At 64.1% G+C, this 22,480-nt stretch carries 15 protein-coding genes; 9 read left to right on the forward strand and 6 right to left on the reverse strand.

Translation table 11 applies throughout. The features are described from left to right. Positions 1 to 205 precede the first annotated feature (205 nt). From IAE36_RS16725 to zapE, 3 genes are read left to right on the forward strand one after another with little or no spacing between them, the layout of a single operon-like run. Positions 206 to 523: a hypothetical protein gene (locus IAE36_RS16725; RefSeq protein WP_201213543.1), complete on the forward strand. Its 318-nt coding sequence runs from the start codon at positions 206 to 208 to the stop codon at positions 521 to 523. A 35-nt stretch (positions 524 to 558) separates the two neighbouring features. Further along, positions 559 to 1,710: a PQQ-dependent sugar dehydrogenase gene (locus IAE36_RS16730; RefSeq protein ID WP_028632558.1), complete on the forward strand. Its 1,152-nt coding sequence runs from the start codon at positions 559 to 561 to the stop codon at positions 1,708 to 1,710. A 48-nt stretch (positions 1,711 to 1,758) separates the two neighbouring features. Further along, the gene (gene zapE, locus IAE36_RS16735) at positions 1,759 to 2,865 is read left to right on the forward strand and encodes a cell division protein ZapE (RefSeq protein WP_201213545.1); all 1,107 of its coding nucleotides are present in this window, start codon (positions 1,759 to 1,761) and stop codon (positions 2,863 to 2,865) included. A gap of 18 nt (positions 2,866 to 2,883) precedes the next feature. Here zapE and IAE36_RS16740 read toward each other — a convergent pair whose 3' ends face one another. From IAE36_RS16740 to trhP, 4 genes are all read right to left on the reverse strand, one after another. After that, positions 2,884 to 3,882: an alpha/beta fold hydrolase gene (locus IAE36_RS16740; RefSeq protein WP_201213547.1), complete on the reverse strand. Its 999-nt coding sequence runs from the start codon at positions 3,880 to 3,882 to the stop codon at positions 2,884 to 2,886. A 74-nt stretch (positions 3,883 to 3,956) separates the two neighbouring features. Continuing rightward, complete coding sequence (locus IAE36_RS16745) at positions 3,957 to 4,394, reverse strand: YqaA family protein (protein WP_028632561.1); 438 nt, start codon at positions 4,392 to 4,394, stop codon at positions 3,957 to 3,959. After that, complete coding sequence (locus IAE36_RS16750) at positions 4,394 to 4,822, reverse strand: DUF411 domain-containing protein (RefSeq protein ID WP_060483487.1); 429 nt, start codon at positions 4,820 to 4,822, stop codon at positions 4,394 to 4,396. Before IAE36_RS16750 ends, IAE36_RS16745 begins: the two co-directional genes overlap by 1 nt. Positions 4,823 to 4,962: 140 nt before the next feature. Continuing rightward, entirely contained in the window at positions 4,963 to 6,297 is a 1,335-nt protein-coding gene (gene trhP, locus IAE36_RS16755; RefSeq protein WP_201213549.1) for a prephenate-dependent tRNA uridine(34) hydroxylase TrhP, read from the reverse strand. Between the two features lie 132 nt (positions 6,298 to 6,429). Between trhP and IAE36_RS16760 the strand changes: the two genes are divergently transcribed. Then, positions 6,430 to 7,494 carry an AI-2E family transporter gene (locus IAE36_RS16760; RefSeq protein ID WP_028632564.1) on the forward strand — a complete coding sequence of 355 codons (1,065 nt, stop codon included), beginning with the start codon at positions 6,430 to 6,432 and terminating at the stop codon, positions 7,492 to 7,494. Positions 7,495 to 7,497: 3 nt separating this feature from the next. Here the strand turns inward: IAE36_RS16760 and phnX are convergent, their stop codons facing one another. Both phnX and IAE36_RS16770 read right to left on the reverse strand, forming a co-directional pair. Continuing rightward, positions 7,498 to 8,355, reverse strand: coding sequence for a phosphonoacetaldehyde hydrolase (phnX, locus tag IAE36_RS16765; protein WP_201213550.1), 858 nt, complete (start codon positions 8,353 to 8,355; stop codon positions 7,498 to 7,500). 28 nt (positions 8,356 to 8,383) lie between these two features. Further along, entirely contained in the window at positions 8,384 to 9,490 is a 1,107-nt protein-coding gene (locus IAE36_RS16770; protein ID WP_201213551.1) for a 2-aminoethylphosphonate--pyruvate transaminase, read from the reverse strand. A 109-nt stretch (positions 9,491 to 9,599) separates the two neighbouring features. On the opposite strand from IAE36_RS16770, the gene IAE36_RS16775 reads away from it, so the two are divergent. The 5 genes from IAE36_RS16775 (at position 9,600) to IAE36_RS16795 (ending at position 22,478) form a co-directional block, all read left to right on the forward strand. After that, positions 9,600 to 10,472 carry a LysR substrate-binding domain-containing protein gene (locus tag IAE36_RS16775; RefSeq protein WP_201213552.1) on the forward strand — a complete coding sequence of 291 codons (873 nt, stop codon included), beginning with the start codon at positions 9,600 to 9,602 and terminating at the stop codon, positions 10,470 to 10,472. A gap of 72 nt (positions 10,473 to 10,544) precedes the next feature. Further along, positions 10,545 to 15,017, forward strand: a complete 4,473-nt coding sequence (locus IAE36_RS16780) for an NEL-type E3 ubiquitin ligase domain-containing protein (RefSeq protein ID WP_201213553.1) — start codon at positions 10,545 to 10,547, stop codon at positions 15,015 to 15,017. A gap of 118 nt (positions 15,018 to 15,135) precedes the next feature. Next, positions 15,136 to 16,185 (forward strand): AraC family transcriptional regulator, encoded by a 1,050-nt coding sequence (locus IAE36_RS16785; protein ID WP_201213554.1) that lies wholly within the window; start codon positions 15,136 to 15,138, stop codon positions 16,183 to 16,185. Positions 16,186 to 16,234: 49 nt separating this feature from the next. Beyond that, positions 16,235 to 20,716: an NEL-type E3 ubiquitin ligase domain-containing protein gene (locus IAE36_RS16790; RefSeq protein ID WP_201213556.1), complete on the forward strand. Its 4,482-nt coding sequence runs from the start codon at positions 16,235 to 16,237 to the stop codon at positions 20,714 to 20,716. Positions 20,717 to 20,831: 115 nt separating this feature from the next. Then, complete coding sequence (locus IAE36_RS16795; protein ID WP_201213559.1) at positions 20,832 to 22,478, forward strand: AMP-binding protein; 1,647 nt, start codon at positions 20,832 to 20,834, stop codon at positions 22,476 to 22,478. The last annotated feature ends 2 nt before the right edge of the window (positions 22,479 to 22,480 follow it).

Genomic DNA, 22,480 nt, shown 5'->3' on the forward strand with positions numbered 1-22,480 from the left:
GCGCCCGCCCCGAGCCGGTGCCCGTTCCTGCTTTCGTAGGAGCGAGCGCCAGCTCGCGATGCGCCGCAAAAGCGGCCCCCGCCACAACCGCCCCCCAGAAACATCAGGAATCATCTCCGCCCGCATTCAGCCTTTTGACCCGAACCCTTTGCGCCGTAGGCTATCAAAACCCCCAGGCGCAGCGTTTTCGTACAGGAGGTGGAGCATGAAACCCCAATTTGCCATGCTATTGCTGGGTGCAGCCCTTTGCCTGCCGGTGCAGGCAGCCCCACAACCCGGGCTGCAGCCTGTCGCAGGCAGCAACAACCCCTACAACAGCCCCATCCAGCGCGCCAACCCCAACAGCCGCCAGGGCAGCGTTCCGGCAACGCCTGCGGTACGTGGCCCTTCCACGCAGCCCGCACAACGCCCGCCCACGCTGGACAACCGCGGGATCGGTAACGGCGACAACCTGCGCCGCCAGCAGCAAGCCCCCAACCTCGAACCCACGCGGCCCCCGCGCGACAACCCGCGCGCGCCTTGAGCCCTATACCAAGCACTTGCCCTAAGGAACCCCGCATGTCCCGAGCAACCTGGCTAGTCACCCTCACCGCCGCTGCACTGTCACCGCTGCTGGCCCACGCCGCCGCGCAGCAGACGTTCAAAAGTGAAGAAGGCACGCTGACCGTAGACACCGTCGCCGATGGCTTGCGCAACCCGTGGGCGCTGGCATTTTTGCCGGGCGGCAAGGACCTGTTGGTGACCGAGCGCATGGGCAACCTGCGGGTCATCAGCGCCGAAGGCAAGGTGGGGCCGGCGATCAGCGGGGTACCGAAGGTCTGGACCGAGGGCCAGGGTGGCCTGCTGGATGTGGTGCTGTCACCCACGTTCGCCAAGGACCGCACCCTGTACCTGTCGTACGCCGAACAAGGCGATGACGGCAAGGGGGGTACGGCGGTGGGCCGTGGGCAACTGTCCGAGGACCGCGCCCGCCTGGAAAACTTCACCGTTATCTTCCGCCAGCAACCGAAGCTGTCCGAGGGCAACCACTTTGGCTCGCGCCTGGTCTTCGACCGCGACGGTTACCTGTTCATTGCCCTGGGCGAAAACAACCAGCGCCCCACCGCCCAGGACCTGGACAAGCTGCAAGGCAAGATTGTGCGCATTTTGCCGGACGGCGAGGTGCCCAAGGACAACCCCTTTGTTGGCCAGAAAAACGTACGCCCCGAGATCTGGTCCTACGGCCACCGCAACCAGCAGGGCGCAGCCCTGAACCCGTGGACGGGCAAGCTGTGGACCAACGAACACGGCCCGCGTGGCGGGGATGAAATCAATATTCCGGCGGCGGGCAAGAACTACGGCTGGCCGATCGCGACCCACGGCATCAACTATTCGATGCTGCCGATTCCGGAAGCCAAGGGCAAACATGTGGACGGCATGGTCGACCCCCACCATGTGTGGGAGAAATCCCCGGGCGTCAGTGGCATGGCGTTCTACGACAGCCCCGTGTTCACCGCCTGGGACCACAACCTGTTCATTGGCGCCCTGGCCACCGAGGAGCTGATCCGCCTCCAGCTGGACGGAGACAAGGTGGTACACGAAGAGCGTTTGCTGGGCGACCTGAAGGCGCGCATCCGTGACGTGCGCGTCGGCCCGGACGGCTACCTGTATGTGCTGACCGATGCCAAGGACGGTGCGCTGTTGAAAGTGGGGCTGGCCCGCGACAATTGACCCGTTGGCGTTGGCCGGCATCGGGCACGCGGGCGTGTACAATGCGCCATGGCCAACGACCCTCAAACCCTCTACCAGCAAGCCCTGAGCACCCAGGGCTTTGTTGCCGACCCCGCCCAGGCCCGCGCCGTTCAGGCTCTGCAGGCTTGCTTTGAGATGATCGAACGCGGCCGCGTTCCCGATGGGCTGTACCTGTGGGGGCCGGTGGGGCGTGGCAAGACCTGGCTGATGGACCAGTTTCACCGCTGCCTGCAGGTGCCCAGCCGGCGCCAGCACTTTCACCACTTCATGGCCTGGGTGCACCAGCGCCTGTTCCAGCTCAACGGCACCCCAGACCCTCTGCTCGCGCTGGCGGCCGAGCTGGCCGGCGATATCCGCGTGCTGTGCTTCGATGAATTGTTCGTCAATGACATTGCCGATGCGATCATCCTGGGGCGTTTGTTCCAAGTGTTGTTCGACCGCGGCGTGGTGATCGTCGCTACCTCCAACCAGCCGCCCGACCAGCTCTACCGAGACGGCTTCAACCGCGAGCGGTTCTTGCCGGCCATCAAGGCAATCGAGCAGCACATGCACGTCTTGTCGGTGTCGGGCGAGCAGGATCACCGCTTGCATCCGGGGGCGCAGCGGCAGCGCTATTGGGTGGTCCCCGCCGGGCAGGTCAGCCAGTTTGCGGCCCTGTTCAGCCAGCTCAGCCCGGGCGACCCCGGTACCGATCAGCCTTTGGCCATGGGCAGCAGGCGGTTGCAGGTGTTGCGTCGCAGCCAGCACGTGATCTGGTGCCCATTCGCCAACCTGTGCGAACAGCCGTTCGCGACCGGCGAGTTCATGGCCCTGTGCGATGGGTTCACGGCCATTTTGCTCTCGGGTATTCCCGCCCTGGGTGGGCAGCAGCGGGCCGGCCGTATAGCCCGCGGTACCGAAGACGGTGCTGCGCGGGTAGCGGCGGGTGACCGGGAGTTGCCGGCGTTGTCGCCCAAGGACGATGCGGTGCGCCGCTTCATCGCCCTGGTCGACGAATGCTACGACCGCCGAGTGGCCCTGTACCTGGAGGCACAGGTGCCGCTCGACCAGTTGTACACCGAGGGCTACCTGGCCTTCCCGTACCAGCGTACCCTCAGCCGGCTGAAGGAAATGCAGCTGCAACGTTTCGCCTGACGACGCCAGGCGCGGTGTTCAGCGCCCCAGCCAGTCGATCAGGGTGCGGTTGAAGCGGACAGGTTCCTCGATCTGGGGTGCATGCCCCATGCCTTCGAAGGTGATCAGCTCCCCTTGGGGAATCAGCTTGGCGACGCGTGGGCCAAGCACGTCGTACTTGCCCAGCTTCGCCTTCACGTCCGCAGGTGCGATATCGCTGCCAATGGCCGTGGTGTCCTTGTCACCGATCAGCAGCAGCGTCGGCATCTGCAGGTGCTTGAACTCGTGATACACCGGCTGGGTGAAGATCATGTCGTAGATCAGCGCTGAGTTCCATGCCACCGCTTCATGCCCGGGCCCCTGGTTGAGCCCCACCAGCATCTGCACCCAGCGCTCGTACTGCGGCTTCCAGCGCCCGGCATAGTAGGTCTTGCGCTCATAGTCGCGCACGCCTACTGCGTCCAGCTTGAGTTCGCGGGCATACCACTGGTCTACCGTGCGATAAGGCACCCCCAGGGCTTTCCAGTCTTCGAGACCGATGGGGTTGACCATGGCCAGGCGTGTGACCTGCTGTGGGTACATCAGCGCGTAGCGGGTGGCGAGCATGCCGCCGGTGGAGTGGCCAAGCACGGCGCTCTGCTGGATGCCGAGGTGCTGCAGCAATGCATGGGTGTTGTCGGCCAGTTGCTGGAAACTGTACTGGTAGTGCGCGGGCTTGCTGGAGGTACAGAAGCCGACCTGGTCGGGCGCGATCACCCGGTAGCCTGCCTTGCTCAGGGCATCGATGGTGGTTTCCCAGGTGGCGGCGCAGAAGTTCTTGCCGTGCATCAGCACGACGCTGCGGCCGTTGGCCTGGCCTTGCGCGGGTACGTCCATGTACCCCATCTGCAGCACCTGGCGCTGGGATTCGAATTCGAAGTGCTTGAGCGGGTGAGGGTAGGTGAACCCTTCGAGCTGGGCACCGTAGGTGGGCGATTCAGCGGCAATGGCCGAACTGCCGGCCAGGCAGGTCAGGGCCAGGGCGGTTGCGCGCAGCATGTGGCACTCCATGTCAGATCACGTAGGAAACGGCGACTGTACCAGCCGTTGGACACGGCGTAGTCGAGAAGGTGTTACCAAGCGTGAAACCAGCCCAGGGTGAGCATGACCAGCACGGCGTAGCGGCCGGCCTTGGCCAGTGTGACCAGCAGCAGGAAGCGCCACAGCGGTTCACCCATGATCCCGGCAATCAATGTGAGCGGGTCGCCGATCACCGGCACCCAGCTGAGCAGCAACGACCAGGGCCCCCAACGCTGGTAGCGGCGCTGCGCACGCGCCAATTGCGCGGGGCTGAAGGGGAACCAGCGCTTGTCGCGCAGGCGCTCGATGGCGCGCCCCAGCAGCCAGTTCACCACCGAACCCAACACATTGCCCAAGGTGGCGACCAGCAGCAGGGTTACCCAGGCTTCGGGCTGGCGCAGCAGCAAGCCCACCAGCACGGCCTCTGACTGCAGCGGCAGCAGGGTAGCGGCGCCAAAGGCGCTGAGAAACAGCGCCCACAGGCTGAACATCAGTAGCGGGCGACCACGGTGTCCTCGCCTTGCTGGGTGACCCCGATCACCTCATAGGCGTCCTTGCGCTCACCCATTTCCATGCCGGGTGACCCCACAGGCATGCCCGGCACTGCAACCCCCTTGAGGTCACTGCGCCCGGCCAGCAGGCGCACCTGTTCGGCGGGCACATGGCCTTCGACGAACTTGCCGTTGATCACGCCGGTGTGGCACGAGGCCAGGCGTGGCGCCACACCGAGGCGCTGTTTCACTGCGCTCATGTTCGGTTCAACGTGGTCATTCACGGTGAAGCCGTTTTCCTGCAGGTGGCTGATCCAGGCCTTGCAGCAGCCACAGTTCGGGTCGCGGTAGACATCAAGGGTGTCGGCGGCCTGGGCGATGCCGGAGGCGGCCAGCAGGCCCAGCGTGAGCAGGTGTTTGCGCAGCATGATCAAAGCTCCTTGAGTGACGCGGGCGAAATACCGCCGACCGGGCCGGCAGCATAACGCAAGCGCGGTGGCGGGGCAGCTTGCGATGCATGTTCGCCCGCAGCGCCTGTCAGCCTGCTGACGCATTCATTACAGCTTTGTCAGCTGGCAGCTTCGTCATCGGCAAGGTCACGCATCAGCAGGCCGTGCTCGAGCGCGACCTGTTCCGGAATCGGCAGGTACACCACGTGGCCGTCACCCGGCGCCACTGCAATGGCCTGCTGCTGGCGATTGCACATCTGGTGCAGGTCGAAGTGATAGTTGCCGCGTGGCGTCATCAGCTCCAGATGATCACCCACGGCAAAGCGGTTCTTGACCTTGACTTCGGCTAGGCCGTCGATGCGCTGCCCGGTCAGCTCGCCCACGAACTGCTGGCGGTCGGACACTGAGTTGCCGCGCTGGTAGTTCTGGTATTCGTCGTGCACGTGGCGGCGCAGGAAGCCCTCGGTGTAACCGCGCTGCGCCAGCGATTCAAGGTTGCCCATCAACGCACGGTCGAAGGGGCGCCCGTTCACGGCGTCATCAATGGCCTTGCGGTAGGACTGCACCGCACGGGCGCAGTAGAAGTGCGACTTGGTGCGGCCCTCGATCTTCAGCGAGTGCACACCCATGCCGGCCAGGCGCTCGACGTGCTGGATGGCACGCAGGTCCTTGGCGTTCATGATGTAGGTGCCATGCTCGTCTTCGAACGCTGGCATTTCGGTGCCCGGGCGGTTGCTCTCCTGCAGCAGGAACACCTGGTCGGTGGGCGCGCCCAGGCCCAGCGTGGGTTGCACTTCGCGCACGATGTCGCCGGTCGCGTTTTCGCTGGCGGGTTTCACGTCGTACTGCCAGCGGCAGGCGTTGGTGCAGGTACCTTGGTTGGCATCGCGCTTGTTCAGGTAGCCAGACAGCAGGCACCGGCCAGAGTAGGCCATGCACAGGGCGCCATGCACAAACACCTCCAGCTCCATGTCGGGCACCTGCTGGCGGATCTCGGCGATTTCTTCGAGCGAGAGTTCCCGCGAGAGGATCACCCGGGTAAGCCCCAGCGACTGCCAGAACTGCACGCTGGCCCAGTTGACGGTGTTGGCCTGCACCGACAGGTGCACCGGCATGTGCGGGAAGTGCTGGCGCACCAGCATGATCAAGCCGGGGTCGGACATGATCAACGCGTCGGGGGCCATGGCAATCACCGGTGCCAGGTCCTTGAGGAAGGTCTTGAGCTTGGCGTTGTGCGGGGCGATGTTGACCACGACGTAGAAGCGCTTGCCCAAGGCATGGGCCTCCTGGATGCCCAGGGCGAGGTTGGCGTGGTCGAACTCGTTGTTGCGCACCCGCAAGCTGTAGCGTGGCTGGCCCGCGTAGACCGCGTCGGCGCCATAGGCGAACGCATAGCGCATGGTCTTGAGGGTACCGGCTGGAGCCAGCAGTTCGGGCTTGGCAGTGGGGGTCATGGGCGCACCGGGTAAAGGGCGCGGATGCTAGCGCCTGGCGCGGGGTAGGTTATTGATCTGAATCAAGTGAACAACGGCACTTTTGGCGGTGCCGCGCGCACTAATATGCCAGTAACCCTCCGAGGACCGGAAATGAACGAAACCGCTTTGCAGAACAAAGCCCTGGCAGTGCTCCTGGCGCTGGTGACCATCGCCTTCGTGTGGATCTTGCTGCCCTACTACGGCGCCATCTTCTGGGCGGTGATTCTTGGCATCCTGTTTGCGCCTTTACAGCGCAACCTGTTGATCCGCTTTGGGCGGCGGCGCAACGTGGCCGCCGGCGTGACCACGCTGATCTGCCTGCTGGTGGCGGTACTGCCGGTCATCGTCACCAGCGGCCTGCTGGTGCAGGAAGGCGCGTCGCTGTACCAGCGTATCCAGAGCGGGCAGCTGGACATTGCCGGGTACGTCGCGCGGGGCAAGGAGATGCTGCCGGCCTTCGCCCAGACGGGCCTGGACAACATGGGCATGGGCAACCTGGGGGCCTTGCGCGACAAGATCACCACCTGGGCCTCGGAGGGCAGCCAGATTCTCGCCAGCCAGGCGTTCAGCTTCGGCCAGGGCACGTTCGATTTCGTGGTGGGCTTCGGCATCATGATGTACCTGCTGTTCTTCTTCCTGCGCGAAGGCGCCGAGGTGGCTCGGCGCGTACGCATGGCGGTGCCGCTGCCTGAGCACCAGAAGCGCCGCCTGCAGCTGAAGTTCAAGCGTGTGGTGCGTGCCACGGTCAAGGGCAACGTGCTGGTGGCGATTACCCAGGGCGCGCTGGGTGGCTTCATCTTTTGGGTACTGGGTATTCCCAGTGCGCTGGTGTGGGCGGTGATGATGGCGTTCCTGTCGTTGCTGCCTGCCGTGGGCGCGGGCATCGTCTGGGGCCCGGTGGCGATCTACTTCCTGATGACCGGTGCGATCCTTCAGGGGGTGATATTGACCGCCTTCGGGGTATTGGTAATCGGCCTGGTGGACAACCTGTTGCGGCCGATTCTGGTGGGCAAGGACACGCGCATGCCAGACTACCTGATCCTGGTATCTACCCTGGGTGGGCTGTCGGTGTTCGGGCTCAATGGCTTCGTGATCGGGCCATTGATCGCGGCGCTGTTCATCTCCAGCTGGGCGATTTTCGTGTCCAACAAGCCGCAGGTGCAGTTACCCCAGTAGCCTTCACCCCAGGCTGCCGAGCAGGGCATTGGCCTGCGCCGTCTGGGGCATTTCGCCGGCTGCCAGGCGGCGGTTGATGTCATTCACCACGGCCGGCAGCCCGTTGAGCGTATCGACCAGGTAGTGGGGTTGCGCGCCTTCGAACAGGGCCGCGATACGCATGCGCTGGTGCTGCAGTTGTTCGCTGGTCAGTGCCTGGTAGCCCTCCCAGGTCAGGCCCAGGGCGTTGCCTGAGCACATCAGGGCGACGGTCCACATGCCGGCACGCCGCCCTTCCAGAATACCCGGCAGCGTGTCGTCGACCTTGACGCACGCTGCAACGTCCTCGATGCCCAGCGCGATCACGTTGGCCAGCGCTTGTGCCGGCCAGGGGCGGCCATTGGGCGTTTCATCCGTGGCTACCACGTGGTCGGCCACGTAACCGCTGCTGGCAGCCAGCGCGACCACCTTGTCCATCACGCGCTTGGGGTAGCCAGAGCATGAGCCGATCTTGAGGCCGTTCGCGCGCAGGCGCCTCAGGGTCTGCAGTGCGCCGGGAACCAACGCCGAGTGCAGTGCGATCTTGTCGATCTGCAGGGGCATGAAGCGTTGGTAGATGGCCGTGACGTCTTCATCAGTAGGCAGCCGGCCAAAGGCCTGGTGATACCGTGAGGCGATGGTTGGCACGTTGCACAACGTGCGGATGTGGTCCCATTTGCCCATGCCCATCGGGCCGCGGGCTTCTTCCAGTGTGAGGCTGACGCCGAATTCGGCGAAGGCCTCGACAAAAATCTGGGTAGGGGCAAAAGAACCGAAGTCGACTACGGTGCCGGCCCAGTCGAGGATGGCGGCTTGTAATTGCGCAGGGTTGCTGTAGTTCATGGGTGCTGTTTCCTAAAAGCCGATGGGGTCAGATGTGCCGGATGTGCAGGTCGCGAAGTACCTCTGCCACGGCGTTCACTGCTGCCTGCATGCGGTCCTGCGCCACCGCGCCGATGCAGCCGACGCGGAAGGTGTCCACCTCGGTCAGCTTGCCTGGGTAGAGAATGAAGCCCTTGGCCTTGACCCCTTCGTAGAAGTCCTTGAAGCGATAGCGGGCATCGCGCGGCGCATGGAAGGTGACGATGATCGGTGCCTGGACTTCGGCGGGCAAAAAGCGGCGCAGCCCCAGTTCAGCCATGCCTTGCAGCAGGCGTTCGCAGTTTTCGGTATAGCGGCGCGCCCGTGCGGGCAGGCCGCCTTGCTCGGCATATTGCTGCAGGGCTTCGTGCAGGGCAGCTACCACGTGGGTGGGAGGTGTAAAGCGCCATTGGCCGGTGCTGGCCATGTAGGCCTGCTGGTCGCAGAGGTCCAGCGCCAGCGAGTGGGCATTGCCAGTCGCCGCCGCCAGGGCGTGCTTCTGGGCGAGCACGAACGCCATGCCTGGCACCCCCTCCAGGCATTTTCCCGAGGCGGCGATCAGCGCTTCGAAGGGTGTGCTGCTGGCGTCTATCGGGATGGCGCCGAACGAGCTCATGGCATCGATGATCAGGCGCTTGCCATGCCTGCTCACCACCTGTGCGATCAGCTCCAGCGGGTTGCGGATGCCGGTGCTGGTTTCGCAGTGAACCAGAACCACATGGGTGACATCGGCGTGCTCAGTGAGCAGCCGATCGACCTGCGCGGCGCTTACAGCCTGGTCTTCGGCGGTTTCGAACGGTAGGCAGGTGCGCCCGAGTATCCGGCAGATGTTGGCGATGCGGCGGCCGTAGGCGCCATTGATCAGCACCAGCACCTTGCCTGCGCGGGGTACCAGGGTACCGATGGCCGCTTCTACCGCGAACGTGCCGCTGCCTTGCAGCGGTACGCAGTGATGGGTGGCGTTGGCGCTGGCGATGGTCAACAGTTGTTCGCACACGCGGTGGGTGATGCGGTTGAAATCCTCGTCCCAGGAGCCCCAGTCGACCAGCATGGCCTGGCGGGTGCGCAGGGACGTGGTGAGGGGGCCGGGGGTCAAAAGAGTGGGTGCGGTGCTCATGGGGGATGCCTCGTCAGCAGTGGCCGTGGTTGCGGCATGAGGTTGCAATCGGTGCGGCCATCAATCAAATTGCTTGTTCCGATGCCAGCCATAAGCCAGGCCGATACCCATGAATTTGTTTCAGCTCCGCGCGTTCGACGCCGTGGCCCGCGAGGGCAGCTTCACCCGTGCAGCTGCGCGCCTGTTCATCAGCCAGCCGGCCGTTACCGGGCATGTGAAGGCACTGGAAGAGCACTACCAGGTCACGTTGTTGCGCCGCACTGCCAGGCGGGTGGAACTGACCGAAGCGGGCGTGCGGCTGGCAGCCGTGACACGCGCTATGTTCGGCCTGGCCGACGAGGCGAAGGCCATGCTCGAAGCCAACCAGCAATTGCTGAGTGGGCGCCTGGAGGTGGCTGCCGACAGCCCGCACCGCGTCATGCCGATTCTGGCGCAGCTGCGCCAGGCTCACCCGGGTGTCACCGTCAGCCTGCGCCTGGGCAATGCGCGTGAAACCCTGGCGGCCTTGCTCAGCGAGCACGTCGATGTGGCAGTGCTCACAGACACCGAGCCGCACAAGGCGCTCTACCTCCAACTGCTGTGCCAGTCCCGTATCTGCGCCCTGCTGCCGGCCGGCCACACCTGGGCTGCGAGCGCTGGCGACCTGCCGCTCAGCAGGCTCGATCAGCAGGCCATGGTGCTGCGCGAGCAGGGTTCCACTACCCGCCGCACCTTCGACGAGGCTTGCGCCGCGGCGCGGCTACAACCGCGTGTGCTGCTGGAATTGGGCAGCCGGGAAGCCGTGGTCGAGGCAGTGGCCGCCAAGCTGGGCATCGGTATCGTTTCGTCCACCGAAGCCCCCCACGACCCGCGCGTGGTGGTGCGCCCGTTGAGCGGTGCAGCGCTGGTCAACCAGCATTGGGTGGGCTGCCTGGAGCGGCGGCGTGGGCTGCGTTTGATCCAAGGCTTCATGGATGTAGCGCAGGCACAGCGGGCGGGCTAGGAGGCGCTTCCGCCTGCCCAGGTTGTGGCGGATGGGCAAAGGTGCCGGGCTATCAACCATCTGGAGCCCACCATGGCCAACCCTGCCGCCACCACCGATCACATCGACGGCTTCATTGCCGAACACCTGCCCGACTGGTTGCACGCTGCCTCGGTCGAGCAGATCGTCGCCCTGCGTACACGTTTCGAGGAGCACCGTGTCATCGAGCAGCGCCTGCAGACGGTCTTCAACCGCCTGGTCTCACCGGAACACTTCGCCCGGGCAGCACTGACCGAAATGCTCGAGCAGACATTCAAGCTCAAGCTCGACCTTGCCCACACCTTGTGGCGCGAGCGCTGGGAAAACTACAGCTTCATGGGGGGCGAGTCGCTGCGCAACCATGATACCTACGACCCGGCGATGAGCCACTTGATGCAGAACTTCCCGTCAGGCGCCAGCTTCAATTCCAAAACTGGCCTGGTCTCTGTCGCCCATCGCACTGCCGCCAACCCGCCGGAGGTACTTGTAGACACTGCGAAGCTAGCCGTGGCGTGTCGCAAAGCGGATGTGGGCAAGCGCTACCAGCAGTACCTCGACGGCTTTCTGGATAACTCGGTTACCACATTCATGGCGCAGGACCAGCGCAAGCGCCTGGCCCTGGCAGTGGAGCTGGCAGGGTTGCAGCAAGGCATCGATGAAGCGGATGTCGCCAACCTCGAACACACGCTTGGCGAACTGCCCGTCGCCAACGCCAAGCACCCCGCAGTCTTGGTCAAGCACCTGTATGTGCTTGGACATGCCATGCTCAATGGCCTGCTGATCGAGCTGTCGGACGCGGGCGCCCCCGAGCATGCCCGCCCCACGGCAGGCTTGCTGCTCTACCTGCCGCATCTGCCACTGCAACGGTTTGCCGACTTGGGCGCCTTGAACGCGCACATGGCCACGCTGCTGAGCAACCCCCACAACTATCCGGTACTGCTCGCCCAGGTTGCGTTGAGCGAGCGGGTTGCATTCGAGGGGCTGCTGAAAAAGCGCCTGAGTGATCCCGTGCCAGACCTGGAAGTCGCCGGCAAGCCAGCGGGTACGCCGTTGTTCAGTGAACTGGCCGGCCTGCATGTTCAGCGCATCAAGGATGATGCCCGGTTCATGCTGGTGCCGGTAGCGGATGTGGATGCGCAGCAACGGCTTCATCGCCTGCAAACCCTGGAAGCGGTTGGCCTGAACCTGCTGCAGATGGCCTCGATGTTCGTGCCGCAACTGGGCACTCTGATGCTCGCGGCGACGGTTGGGCAGGTGATCGAGGAGGTCTACCAAGGGGTGAACGACTGGTCTCGCGGCCATCAGCACGAGGCCTTGGAGCATATGCTGGGCGTGGCCGAGGTGGTGGCGGTCAACGCATTGGGCGCAGCGGGGGGGCACGCGGTCGCTCGCTCGTTCAAACGCAGCGCGTTCGTCGATGAACTGGTACCGGTCGAGCCCAATGCTGAAACGGCAAACCTGTGGTCGCAAGACATCAAGCCGTTCAGGGCGGCACAGGTGCCCAGCCGGGCTTTGCGTGGGCGTGACGGGCTGTTCCACTACGGTGACCGGCGCTGGTGGCTGAACGAGGGCCACTACCACGAGGTTCACAGGGACCCGCTCTCGCGCCAGTGGCGGCTGTTGCGCACTGACAGGCAAAAAGGTTTTGCGCCCACCCTGCAATGGAATGGGGAGTACGGTTGGCGCCTGTCGTGGCAACACCCTCAGGAGTGGCATGGTCAGGCAGCGCTGCTGGGGCGCTTGTGGCCGATCTCCCACGATTTCGATGCCGAGCGGATCAGCCAGGTGCTGAGCATTGCTGACGTCGATGAACCCGCACTGCGTCGACTGGTCAGTGAGCAGCGTGTCATGTCTGTGCCTTTGCGCGATACCTTGGAGCGTTTTGCTGCCGACCGGCGCATCGACGAATTCTTCCGTTCCCTGCAGGTTGGCCAGGAGGTGCCTGACACACAGCTGCTGCAATGGTGCTCCGAGCAATTGGCCACCCTCCCGTCGACCCAGGATGCCAAGGTGCAGGCGATTCGCCGGCAGGCGCCGCCGCTACGTGAAAAACTGATGTTGCACCTGACCGACAAAGGCCAGGGCACGGCGGGCATGGACGTCATCCAGCGGGATTTCCCCGGTTTGCCACGTGCTTATGCCGCCGATCTGCTGCTCAATGCCAGTGCTGACCAGCAGGTACGCCTGAGCGCCACCGGTCGGTTGGACCTGGCCATGGCGGAGGCTGCCCGCCTGGCCCTGCAAAACGCCAGAGTGTGTCGAGCATTGCAAGGGCTTTATCTGAACAACGCGTACCATCCAGACACGGCGTCGCTGGTGTTCGCATTGCTGAGAAAGAGCCCGGGCTGGCCGCAGCAGGTCAACGTTCAGGTGCGCGAGGGGGGCGCGGGTGGGCGGTTGATCGCCGAGCTTTACCCGTCTGATTCGGCGAACCCGCCCAAGGTGCTGGTATGGGGTGAGGGCAAGATGATGGTGCATCAGAACGGTCAGCCACTGGAACTTGGCCAGGGCAGCAGTGGGGGCTTGCTCGAGACGCTTTTGGACTGCCTGCCTGCAGCGGACAAGACCCGCTTGGGCTGGGCGGGCGAGGGCGGTGTGGCTGCGCTGCGTGACAGCTTGCAGCAGCGCCTGCCGACGGACCGCGCTGCACTGCGTCGTCTGATGGGTATCGAAGCGATCAAGCCCACATTCCGCTCCCCCGACCGGCTGCCCGATCGGCGCTTCGGGTACTTGCTCAGTGGCCGGGGCACGGGCAACCACCTCGCCGAGCGTACCCTGCAGGACCGTGTGCGCAGCCTTTACCCAGGCTTCAGCGAGCGCCAGCTGGAACTTTTTCTGAATGTGCTTGATGAGCAACCAGGCTCGCCCTTTACGGTTTTGCTGGACCTGGAGCGTGAATACGCACAACTCGACCAGGCGCTGGACCGGTGGACGGTCGACACGGCGGGCGCTGCCAGGCGCCCACAGCGGCGCATGGTCGCCGATGAGCTGCGCCGGTGCTGGCGCTTCCAGGGCCTGGCAGGCAGACGCCAACCCAATGGCGACCCGGGCATGGTCCTGGTGCTTTCCGGGATAGGCGCCGGAGATCTACCGGACCTGAGCGGGCAAGGGGGCCTCACTCATGTCAGTGAACTCAGCCTGGCGAACATGCAGCTGAGCGAAGTGCCGGCCGGGTTCATGTATCCATTTCGCAACGTGCGTGCGCTGAACGTGGACAACAATGCCCTGACCACATTGCCGCAAGCACTCAGCCGGCTGTTGCATCTGCAGGAGCTGATGCTTTCACGTAACAACCTGCATCTGGATGCCTCACATTTCGAGGTGCTGGCAGGTATGTCCAGGTTGAGTGTGCTGGATCTCAGCGAGAACCCCCTGGGCAGCTTCGGGCTGGCGCTGGACCGTTTGCCGCGCCTACGACAGCTGGGGCTGAGGGGGGCAGGCCTGACGGAGGTCCCGTCGCACCTGGAACACGCTGTATCGCTTGAGTACGTCGACCTGCGTGACAACCATATCACTGAGCTGCCGGCCTCGCTGAATGCGCAGCGGGCACAGTGGCGGCAACGAATCGCCCTGGCGGGCAACCCTTTGCCGGACATTTATCGAGACCTGTGGATCGATGCAAGCCGCACCTCCGACAGCGAAGCCAGCAGCGATGGGGATGCGTTTCACCTGAGCCGCTGGATGGAGCACCTTGACGCCGAGGCGCGAGCCCTGCGAACGGCCCAGTGGAACCGCCTGCTGACCGAGCCTGGCAGTGGTGATTTCTTTACCTTGGTGGGTGAGCTCACAGACACCAGCGACTTCCGCCTGGCACGTGGAGACCTGGAAGCGCGACTGTGGGCGATGTTTGACACAATCGAGCAGCACACCGGCCTGCGTGAGCAGACCTTTACCCTGGCCAGCGAGCCGCGCACATGTGTGGACAGCGTGATCTCAAGCTTCGGGCTGCTGGAGGTGAGGTTGCTGAGCGCGGCAGTGGAAGGGGCCGCTGGCGGTGATGCCGAGGGAGAGCTGCTGAGCCTTGCCCGGCGTTTTTTCCGTCTTGACCAGGTCGAGGCGTATGCAAGGCAGGCGATGAGCCAGCGCGAAACCGGCGGGGAAAATGTCGACCAGATCGAGGTCAGCCTGGCCTACCGGGTAGGGTTGGCCAGCAAACTGGACTTGCCGGGGCAGGCGCGGACCATGGAGTTCGAGTCTACCGCGGGTGTTAGCGAGCAGGATCTTGATGCTGCCGAGGCCCATGTGCGCCAGGCCGAGGCGAGCGATCAGCTGGTAACGGACATCAGCGAGCGAGGCTTCTGGAGCGATCACTTGCAGGCGCGCCATGGCGCTGTGTTCGAAGCAATCCGCGAGCCCTTCGCCGAACAGATGGAACGCTTGTACGCCGACCGGCAAAGCATGATCGATGCCGTATACGATCGCCGCGCCAAAGCCATTGCCAAGGCCTGTGACAGTGCAGTCAAGGCCAAGATGCTGGAGCTTACCCGCCAGGCCTTGGCCAGGCAGGCCGAGGCTTCGTTGGGCTGATGTGATGTGCGCGATACCGTTGGCGAGCCTGCTGCGGCCCACCACCGGTTCTCGCGCCAGGGTGGTGTTTTTTCGCCGTCGCTTTAAGATGGCTGGCATCGAGCAATCTGGGCAAGCGATGAGCGACAAAGACACCATTTCCATGCAACTGGTGCGTGAGGCGCTGCTGCAGGCCTGCCCGCAAGGTTGCCCGGTTGCGGGGCTGCTGAGCAAAGCCGGGATTGACCCGCAGTTGCTGCATGAAGCGAATGCACGGGTGCCGTCGACGGCCTATGCGCGCCTGTGGCGCCTGTTGGCACGACGCTGTAACGACGAGTTCTTTGCGATGGACCCGCGCGGCCTGCGCAGCGGTAGCCTGGCGTTTTTGTGCCGGGCGAGCATGGCCCAGCCCACCGTCGAGGCAGGGCTGGACACAGCCCTGGCCTTTCTCACGCTGATGCTCGAGGACCTGCAGCCAAGCCTGGTTCGCCAGCACAGCCTGGCCGAAATCGTCATCAACGAGCCCCGTGATGAGCCGCGCAGGGCCTTCACCTACTTTACCTTCTGGATGATCGTGCACGGTGTGGCCTGCTGGCTGGCAGGGCGACGCATCCCTATTCTGGCCATTGAGCTGCGCTGTGCCGAGCCCCCGTTCTGCGACGATTACCGGGTCATGTTTTCTGAAAACCTGCAGTTCGGGCGCCCGCGAACGCGCATGATCATTGCCGCAGACTGCCTGGCCCAGCCCATACGGCGAAGCGAAAGCGAGCTGCAGCGGTTTCTTGCGCAGGCGCCTGGCAACATTCTGGTCAAATACCGGGACCCTGCCAGCCTGGCTAACCGGGTACGCCACGGCTTGCTGGCCAGGCACCCGTCTTCATGGCCAGATGCTGATGAACTGGCGCGGCAACTGTGCCTGTCTGCCTCAACGCTTCGTCGCCGGTTGGCGGACGAAGGCCATAGTTACCAGGGGCTGAAGGACAGCGTGCGGCGGCAACTGGCAATCGCCTGGCTGGCCGAAGGGCAGTTGGACATGTTCGAAATTGCGGCGCGGCTAGGCTTCGCGGATGCCAGCTCGTTCTATAAGGCGTTTCGCAAGTGGTTTGGTTGCAACCCAGGGCATTACCGCAGCCTTGTGCTGGGTAATGACGAGGTGAGTGAGGGGGTGTTTCCTGCTGCCGGTCAGTAGGTAATGGCGACAGAGTCGGGTGGTCAGCCCTCTTTCTGGACCAAGCCCCATGACCGACAGCGCAACGCCCCCGCTCTCCACTGCACAGCGCAACGCCAAGATGGCACGTGCTGCCCATGATTTCATCGGCGCCCGCTTGCCCGCATGGCTGAAGCAGGCATCGCCAGCCCAGATCAACCGCCTGCGCGATCGTTTCAAAGCGCATCACGCCAGCCAGGCGCACGTACGCTCTGCCACACGCCGATTGATTCCGTTGCAAAGCTTTGCCCAGCTGCACATGCAACGCCTGGTCGAGGGCCTGCCGGGCAGCCCGGGCCTGGAAAAACTGCAGTGGCTCGAAATCCGTCGCAGGTTCGCGGTGCCACCGGGTGTCGCCCTGCCGGTGCAAGCGGTCATCGAGTGGCGGGAACCTGCGGTGTTGCGGTTGATGCAGAATTTCGAAGACAAGGCCAGTTTTTATCAGGGCAGTGGCTTGGTGATGGAAGGCGAGAGTACCCCGCTTTCCGGGGATACCGAGGCCTTGGTGCTGGCCTGCCGCAGGCTGGATGCTGGTGAGCTTTATCAACGCCTGCTGACGCAGGTGTTTACCGAGCAGACCTGTGAAGCGTTGGCCCAGGACAAACGTGCAGCCCTGAGCCTGGCGACCGAAATTGCCGCACTGCGCGGTGACCTTACCGCGCCTCAGCAGCTTGCACTGGCGCACATCGCCAGCAGCGATGCGGGCAGCCTGGACCTTCATGGGTATCCAGGCCTGTTCAGTGTGCTGGGGCACACCTTGGCCGATGCCTTGCTGATCCAGCTGCGCGATGCACGCGGTAACGACCAGGGGCTGGTCTTGTACCTGCCCAGCGATCCCACGCAGGCCTTGCGCTACTTCACCTCTGCTGCACGGATGAACGCCGTGTTGGCCGATGCCTTGCGCGAGCCGGGGTACCGTAGCTATCTCAGCCAGTTGGTAGCGGTGCAGGACCGCGCCGCATTTTTGCAGTTGCTGGGTAAGCGGCTGGCCGACCCCGTGCCAGACCTGGCGCTGGAGGGCGTGCCCCAGGTCGGGGACATTTTCAGCATGCTGGTCACGCAGCAGGTACAACGGGTAAAGGACGATGCCCGGCTACTACTGGTGCCCACCTCGCTGGTCGATCAACAGGCGTCGGCAAGGTTGCGCGAGCAGTGGGTATCTGTCGGCCTGGGCCTCGCCAACCTGGCAGGGCTGTTCATCCCACTGGTCGGGGCCATGTTGCTGGGGCAACTGGTGGTTCAGACGCTTGTTGAGGTTTTCGAGGGCGCAGCCGACTGGTACCACGGGCACCAGCATGAGGCACTGGAACACATGTTGGGCGTAGCAGAAACGTTGGCGGTGACGGCAGCGGTTGCAGCAGGCGTCAACATCACGGCCCGCGGTTTCGCCGCCAGTGAATTTGTTGAAGGCTTGGAACCGGTTGTGCTCGGTGACGGCCGCAAGCGGCTGTGGGCCAATGACCTGAAGCCTTATGCGCTGACGCCCGAGTATCCTCAACTGTCTGCGGATGGGCTGTACCGGGATCAGGGGCACAGGTTGCTTCGCGTCGGCCAGCACTACTATCCCGTGCACCGCCCGCAAGGCGATGGCCCTTGGCGTGTTTGCCACCCTCGACGCCCAGGCGGCTATGGGCCGAGCATCGAGGCATTTGGCAGCCGCAGTTGGCGATTGACCGATACACGCCCGCTTGAGCAGCCGAACCCTCGGGAGTTGCTCAACAGCCTGTGGCCCTTGCACAGCCCGCTGGATGAAACGGACGCCTCCCGCGTTCTGCGTGCAGCAGGTGTCGACATGGATGAGCTGCGCGGTCTGCAGGTGGAGTGCCGGGATACGCCTGCAAACTTGCACGATACCCTGCTGCGGTTTAGCGCTGACAGGCGTATCGGCAATTTCTTCGCGGGGCTGCAGGCAGGTTCGATACCCCGCGATGATGCTCAGGTTCTAGCGTGGTGTATCAACGAGCGCGGCATATCGCTGGAGGCCGATGCCCGTGATGAACTGCTGGCCGCGGCACCTCGGCTGCGCAGGCGTCTGTTCGATCATTTGTGCCGCCAGGAGGCTGACGGCGACCCACTGCTGGCGGTGATGGCGCAAGACTTGCCAGGGCTGCCCGTAACCTATGCCAAGGCATTGGCCCACGAAATGGGCGCCGCTGAAAGGCAGCTTGCGTTGGCCGAAGGCAAGTTGCCATTGCATAGCCTGCGGCAGGGCGCAGCGCTGTTGCGCGTGGCTCGGCTGAATCGCGCTGTCTGCGGCTTGTATCTCGATCATGCCTATTGCGATGAGGCCGGTGAGCTTGTGTTCGCATTGTTGGCCCGGCAGGAAGGTTGGCCGCCCCGATACCTGGAACTCTGGAGCATGGATGATCCAGGGCGTCGCATCGCTGCGCTGGGCGAGCGCAAGGGGAATGCAGCTGTGCTGAGGGTGGTACACCGGGATGGGCTTTTCCAGTTACGCGAAGAGGCGGCCCCAGGCTATGGTGCGTTGGTGCATGAGTCGGGCAGCCTGTTCGAGTGCCTGGTGGCGGTGTTGACGCCTGCGCAATCAGAAGGCCTGGGGCTTGCGGGCATCCAGCCGGTCACGGCGTTGCGCAAGCAGTTGATCAAGCACCTTCCGGCCAGCCACGACGGGATCGCCCGCGTGCTCGGGTGGGCGCCCCAGGCCCGCTGGTTCAACCCTGGTCGGCGCATGCCCGACGGCCGTGTCGGCTACCCATTAAGTGGGCGCCTGCCTCGGTACCCAAGCCCCCAGCGCGTACTGCGCGAGCGTTTACGTAATCTGTACCCAGGGTTGGATGACACCCAGATCGATGAGCAACTGAACCGCTTGCTGGAAGGGCAGCGCTCTGTCTACGACGCTTTGCTTGAGCTGGAGGAGGACTTTGCCGACCTTGAACGGCATCTGAACCGATGGGCCAGCTTCGAGTTCGACCCTGCACGCCAGGCTGTGCGCCAGCAGGTGGTGGCGCGGCTGCGCCGGGCATGGCGGCTGCAAGGGGAACCCTGGGGCAACGACGGGCAGGGCCAGCGGCTGAGCCTGATCAACCTGAACCTGGCCAGCCTGCCGGAGTTGCCTGGGCACATCGATTTCCCCCAGATCAGGGCGCTGGTGATCCGCGACGTACCGATCACCCATGTGCCTACAGATTTTCTTCGTGCATTCAGTGGCCTGCGTGAGCTGACCCTTTCCAACAACCGCCTGCTGCAGGTACCGGTCGGCCTCGCTTACCTTGTAGAGCTACGCTCACTGCGCCTGGGGCACAACCGTATTCGTCTGAACCGCAATGCCCTGGATGTAATGAATGGCCTGCCCCACCTGCGCTCGCTGGACTTGAGCTACAACCCGCTTGGGGCCTTCCATGTGCGCTACAACCAGTTGCCACACCTGGTCGAGCTGAACCTGCGCCATTGCCAACTGGGTGAATGGCCATCGGGGCTGGAGCTGTGTGCAGGCCTGGAACGGGCAGACCTGCGGGACAACCAGTTGGGTCTGGTGCCGCAGGCAATCCTTGCAATGCCCCACGTGCAACGGCTCGGCCTGCTGGTCGACCGTAACCGTTTGAGCATGGCAGACATTCAGCAGCTCTTCGCGCTCGACACCATCGCCGAGCACTTCCACTTGCCTGAGGCCCGGCGGGCCATCGAGCCGACGGCTACCCGTCAGCTTTGGCTGGATGCCATCGATTTGCAGCAGACGCCTGGCCGGCAGGCGCTGTGGGACCGCGTCATGGCAATGCCGCGCAGTGGCGGCCTGCTCAGAGTGCTCAGCCGCCTGCAGGATACTGGCGACTACCAGCAAGCCTCGTTCTACCTTGGCGAGCGAGTCTGGTCGGTACTTGAAGCGATTGATGGCAACGCTCAATTGCGACAGCGCGTCTTCAGCCTGGCCGAATTGCCGTTGACCTGTGCCAACACGGTCGCTGACCGGTTCTGTGAGCTGCAACTGAGGGTGCTGGCCGAGGCGGCCGAGCATTATACGCTGCCGGACCGAAGCAATGACCTGCTCATGCTCGGCCAGCAGTTGTTTCGCCTGGAACGGCTGGAGCAGGTGGTCAGGCGCGATATCCTGCAGCGGTTGGCCGCTCGCGAATGGGTCGACCAGATCGCGCTCAGCCTGCAGTACCGCGTGCGTTTGCGGGTGCGGCTGAACCTGCCGTGCCAGCCCCGGGCAATGCGCTACGAGGAGGCCGCCAACGTGACTCAGGCCCAGCTCGACCAGGCCTGCCAGGAGGTGCTGTCGGCGCAGCCGCCTGACGCACTGGCTGTCAGCCTGGCCCAGCGTGCGTTCTGGGAGCGTTGCATGGAAACCCTGCATCCCCAGGCCTTCGCGTCACTCGATATAAGTCTGGCCGCCCGCCGCGCTGCCTTGGCTGCGCGACAAGGCGAGTTGCCTGCTGATCAATACCAGTTGGAGTGGGATGACCTTGAGATCGAGCACGCTGGGAATCGACAGATGCTTGTTCAGGAACTGACGCGGCAGTTGCTGTTGGGCCGGGAGCGGGGCCTGGGCTGACGCCCTCAGCGGCCAAACCGGTCAGCCACATTGACAGCTTTGGCCATTGCCCCAGCGCCTGGCCGGCGCGAACATCGTCGGACCACTCCAACAAAAACAAGCCAGGAGTCCGACGATGCGTGATTACGCCGAGGCTGCCCGTTCGTTCAATTATTTCGACACTGCCAGCGCTGCGCTGCACGGCAGCCTCGACGCGCTCAATGCCTGCGTCGAGTGCTGTGATCGCCATGTCGGCAGTGGCAAGCTGGCCCTGCATTGGGAAGACCGCGATGGCAATACCGAACAGTTGAGTTTCGAGCAACTGCAGGCACTTGCCGCTCGGTTTGCCAGCGTGCTTAAGGCACAGGGCGTGGTTGCCGGTGACCGGGTGGCGGGGCTGTTGCCGCGGACTCCGCAACTGCTGGTGACGATTTTGGCCACCTGGCGCCTGGGCGCCGTGTACCAGCCGCTGTTCACTGCTTTCGGGCCGACGGCCATCGAGCACCGCCTGCATCAGTCGCACGCCCGGGTGGTGGTCACCGACAGCCATAACCGCTCCAAGCTGGATGATGTGAAGGGTTGCCCGCTGATCATCACGGTCAATGCCCGTAGCGGTGAACTGGACTTCAAGCAGTGCCTGGAGCAGACGCCAGAGGGGTGCGACCCGGTGATGCTGAAGGGCGACGACCCGTTTCTGCTGATGTTCACGTCCGGCACCACCGGGCCTGCCAAACCCTTGCAGGTCCCCCTGAGGGCAATCGTTGCGTTTCAGGGCTACATGCGTGACGCCATCGACCTGCGCAGCGAGGACAGGTTCTGGAACCTGGCCGACCCCGGTTGGGCGTATGGCCTTTACTACGCTGTGACCGGGCCGTTGTCGCTTGGGCATGCCACCACCTTCTATGACGGGCCGTTCAGCGTGGAGAGCTGCGCACGGGTGATCCGCACTCGGGGTATCACCAACCTTGCCGGCTCGCCGACGGCCTACCGCCTGCTCATCGCTGCGGGCGAGCAGTTTTCTGCACCGGTCAAGGGCTGCCTGCGGGTGGTCAGCAGTGCCGGCGAGCCGCTGAACCCCGAGGTTATCCGCTGGTTTGGCGACGAACTGGGTGTGACCATCCATGACCACTACGGGCAAACCGAACTGGGGATGGTGCTGTGCAACCACCATGGCCTTGCCCATCCCGTGCACCTGGGCGCAGCGGGTTTTGCCGTGCCCGGGCACCGCATCGTGGTGCTGGACGAGCAGCGTCGCGAGTTGCCACCGGGCCAGCCGGGCATTCTGGCCGTTGACCGCGAGCAGTCGCCGATGTGCTGGTTTGCGGGCTATCACGGCTTGCCGACCAAGGCATTTGCCGGCAAGTACTACCTCAGCGGCGACACCGTCGAATTGAACCCGGACGGCAGCATCAGCTTTGTCGGGCGTAGCGATGATGTGATCACCACGTCGGGCTACCGGGTGGGGCCGTTCGACGTGGAGAGTGCGCTGATCGAGCATGCGGCGGTGGTGGAGGCGGCGGTGGTTGGCAAGCCGGACCCAGAGCGTACCGAGCTGATCAAGGCATTCGTGGTGTTGGCCAATGGCTTCACGGCGAGTGACGAACTGGAAGAGCAGTTGCGCCAGCATGTTCGCCAACGGCTCTACGCCCACGCCTACCCAAGAGAAATCGAATTCGTCAGCGAGCTGCCCAAGACCCCGAGCGGCAAGCTGCAACGCTTCATCCTGCGTAACCAGGAAGTGGCCAGACAACAAGCGCAACAAGCCAATAACGCCGGCGCCTGAAA

This window comes from Pseudomonas sp. S36, from assembly GCF_016647875.1.
In the GTDB taxonomy this organism is placed as follows: domain Bacteria; phylum Pseudomonadota; class Gammaproteobacteria; order Pseudomonadales; family Pseudomonadaceae; genus Aquipseudomonas; species Aquipseudomonas parafulva.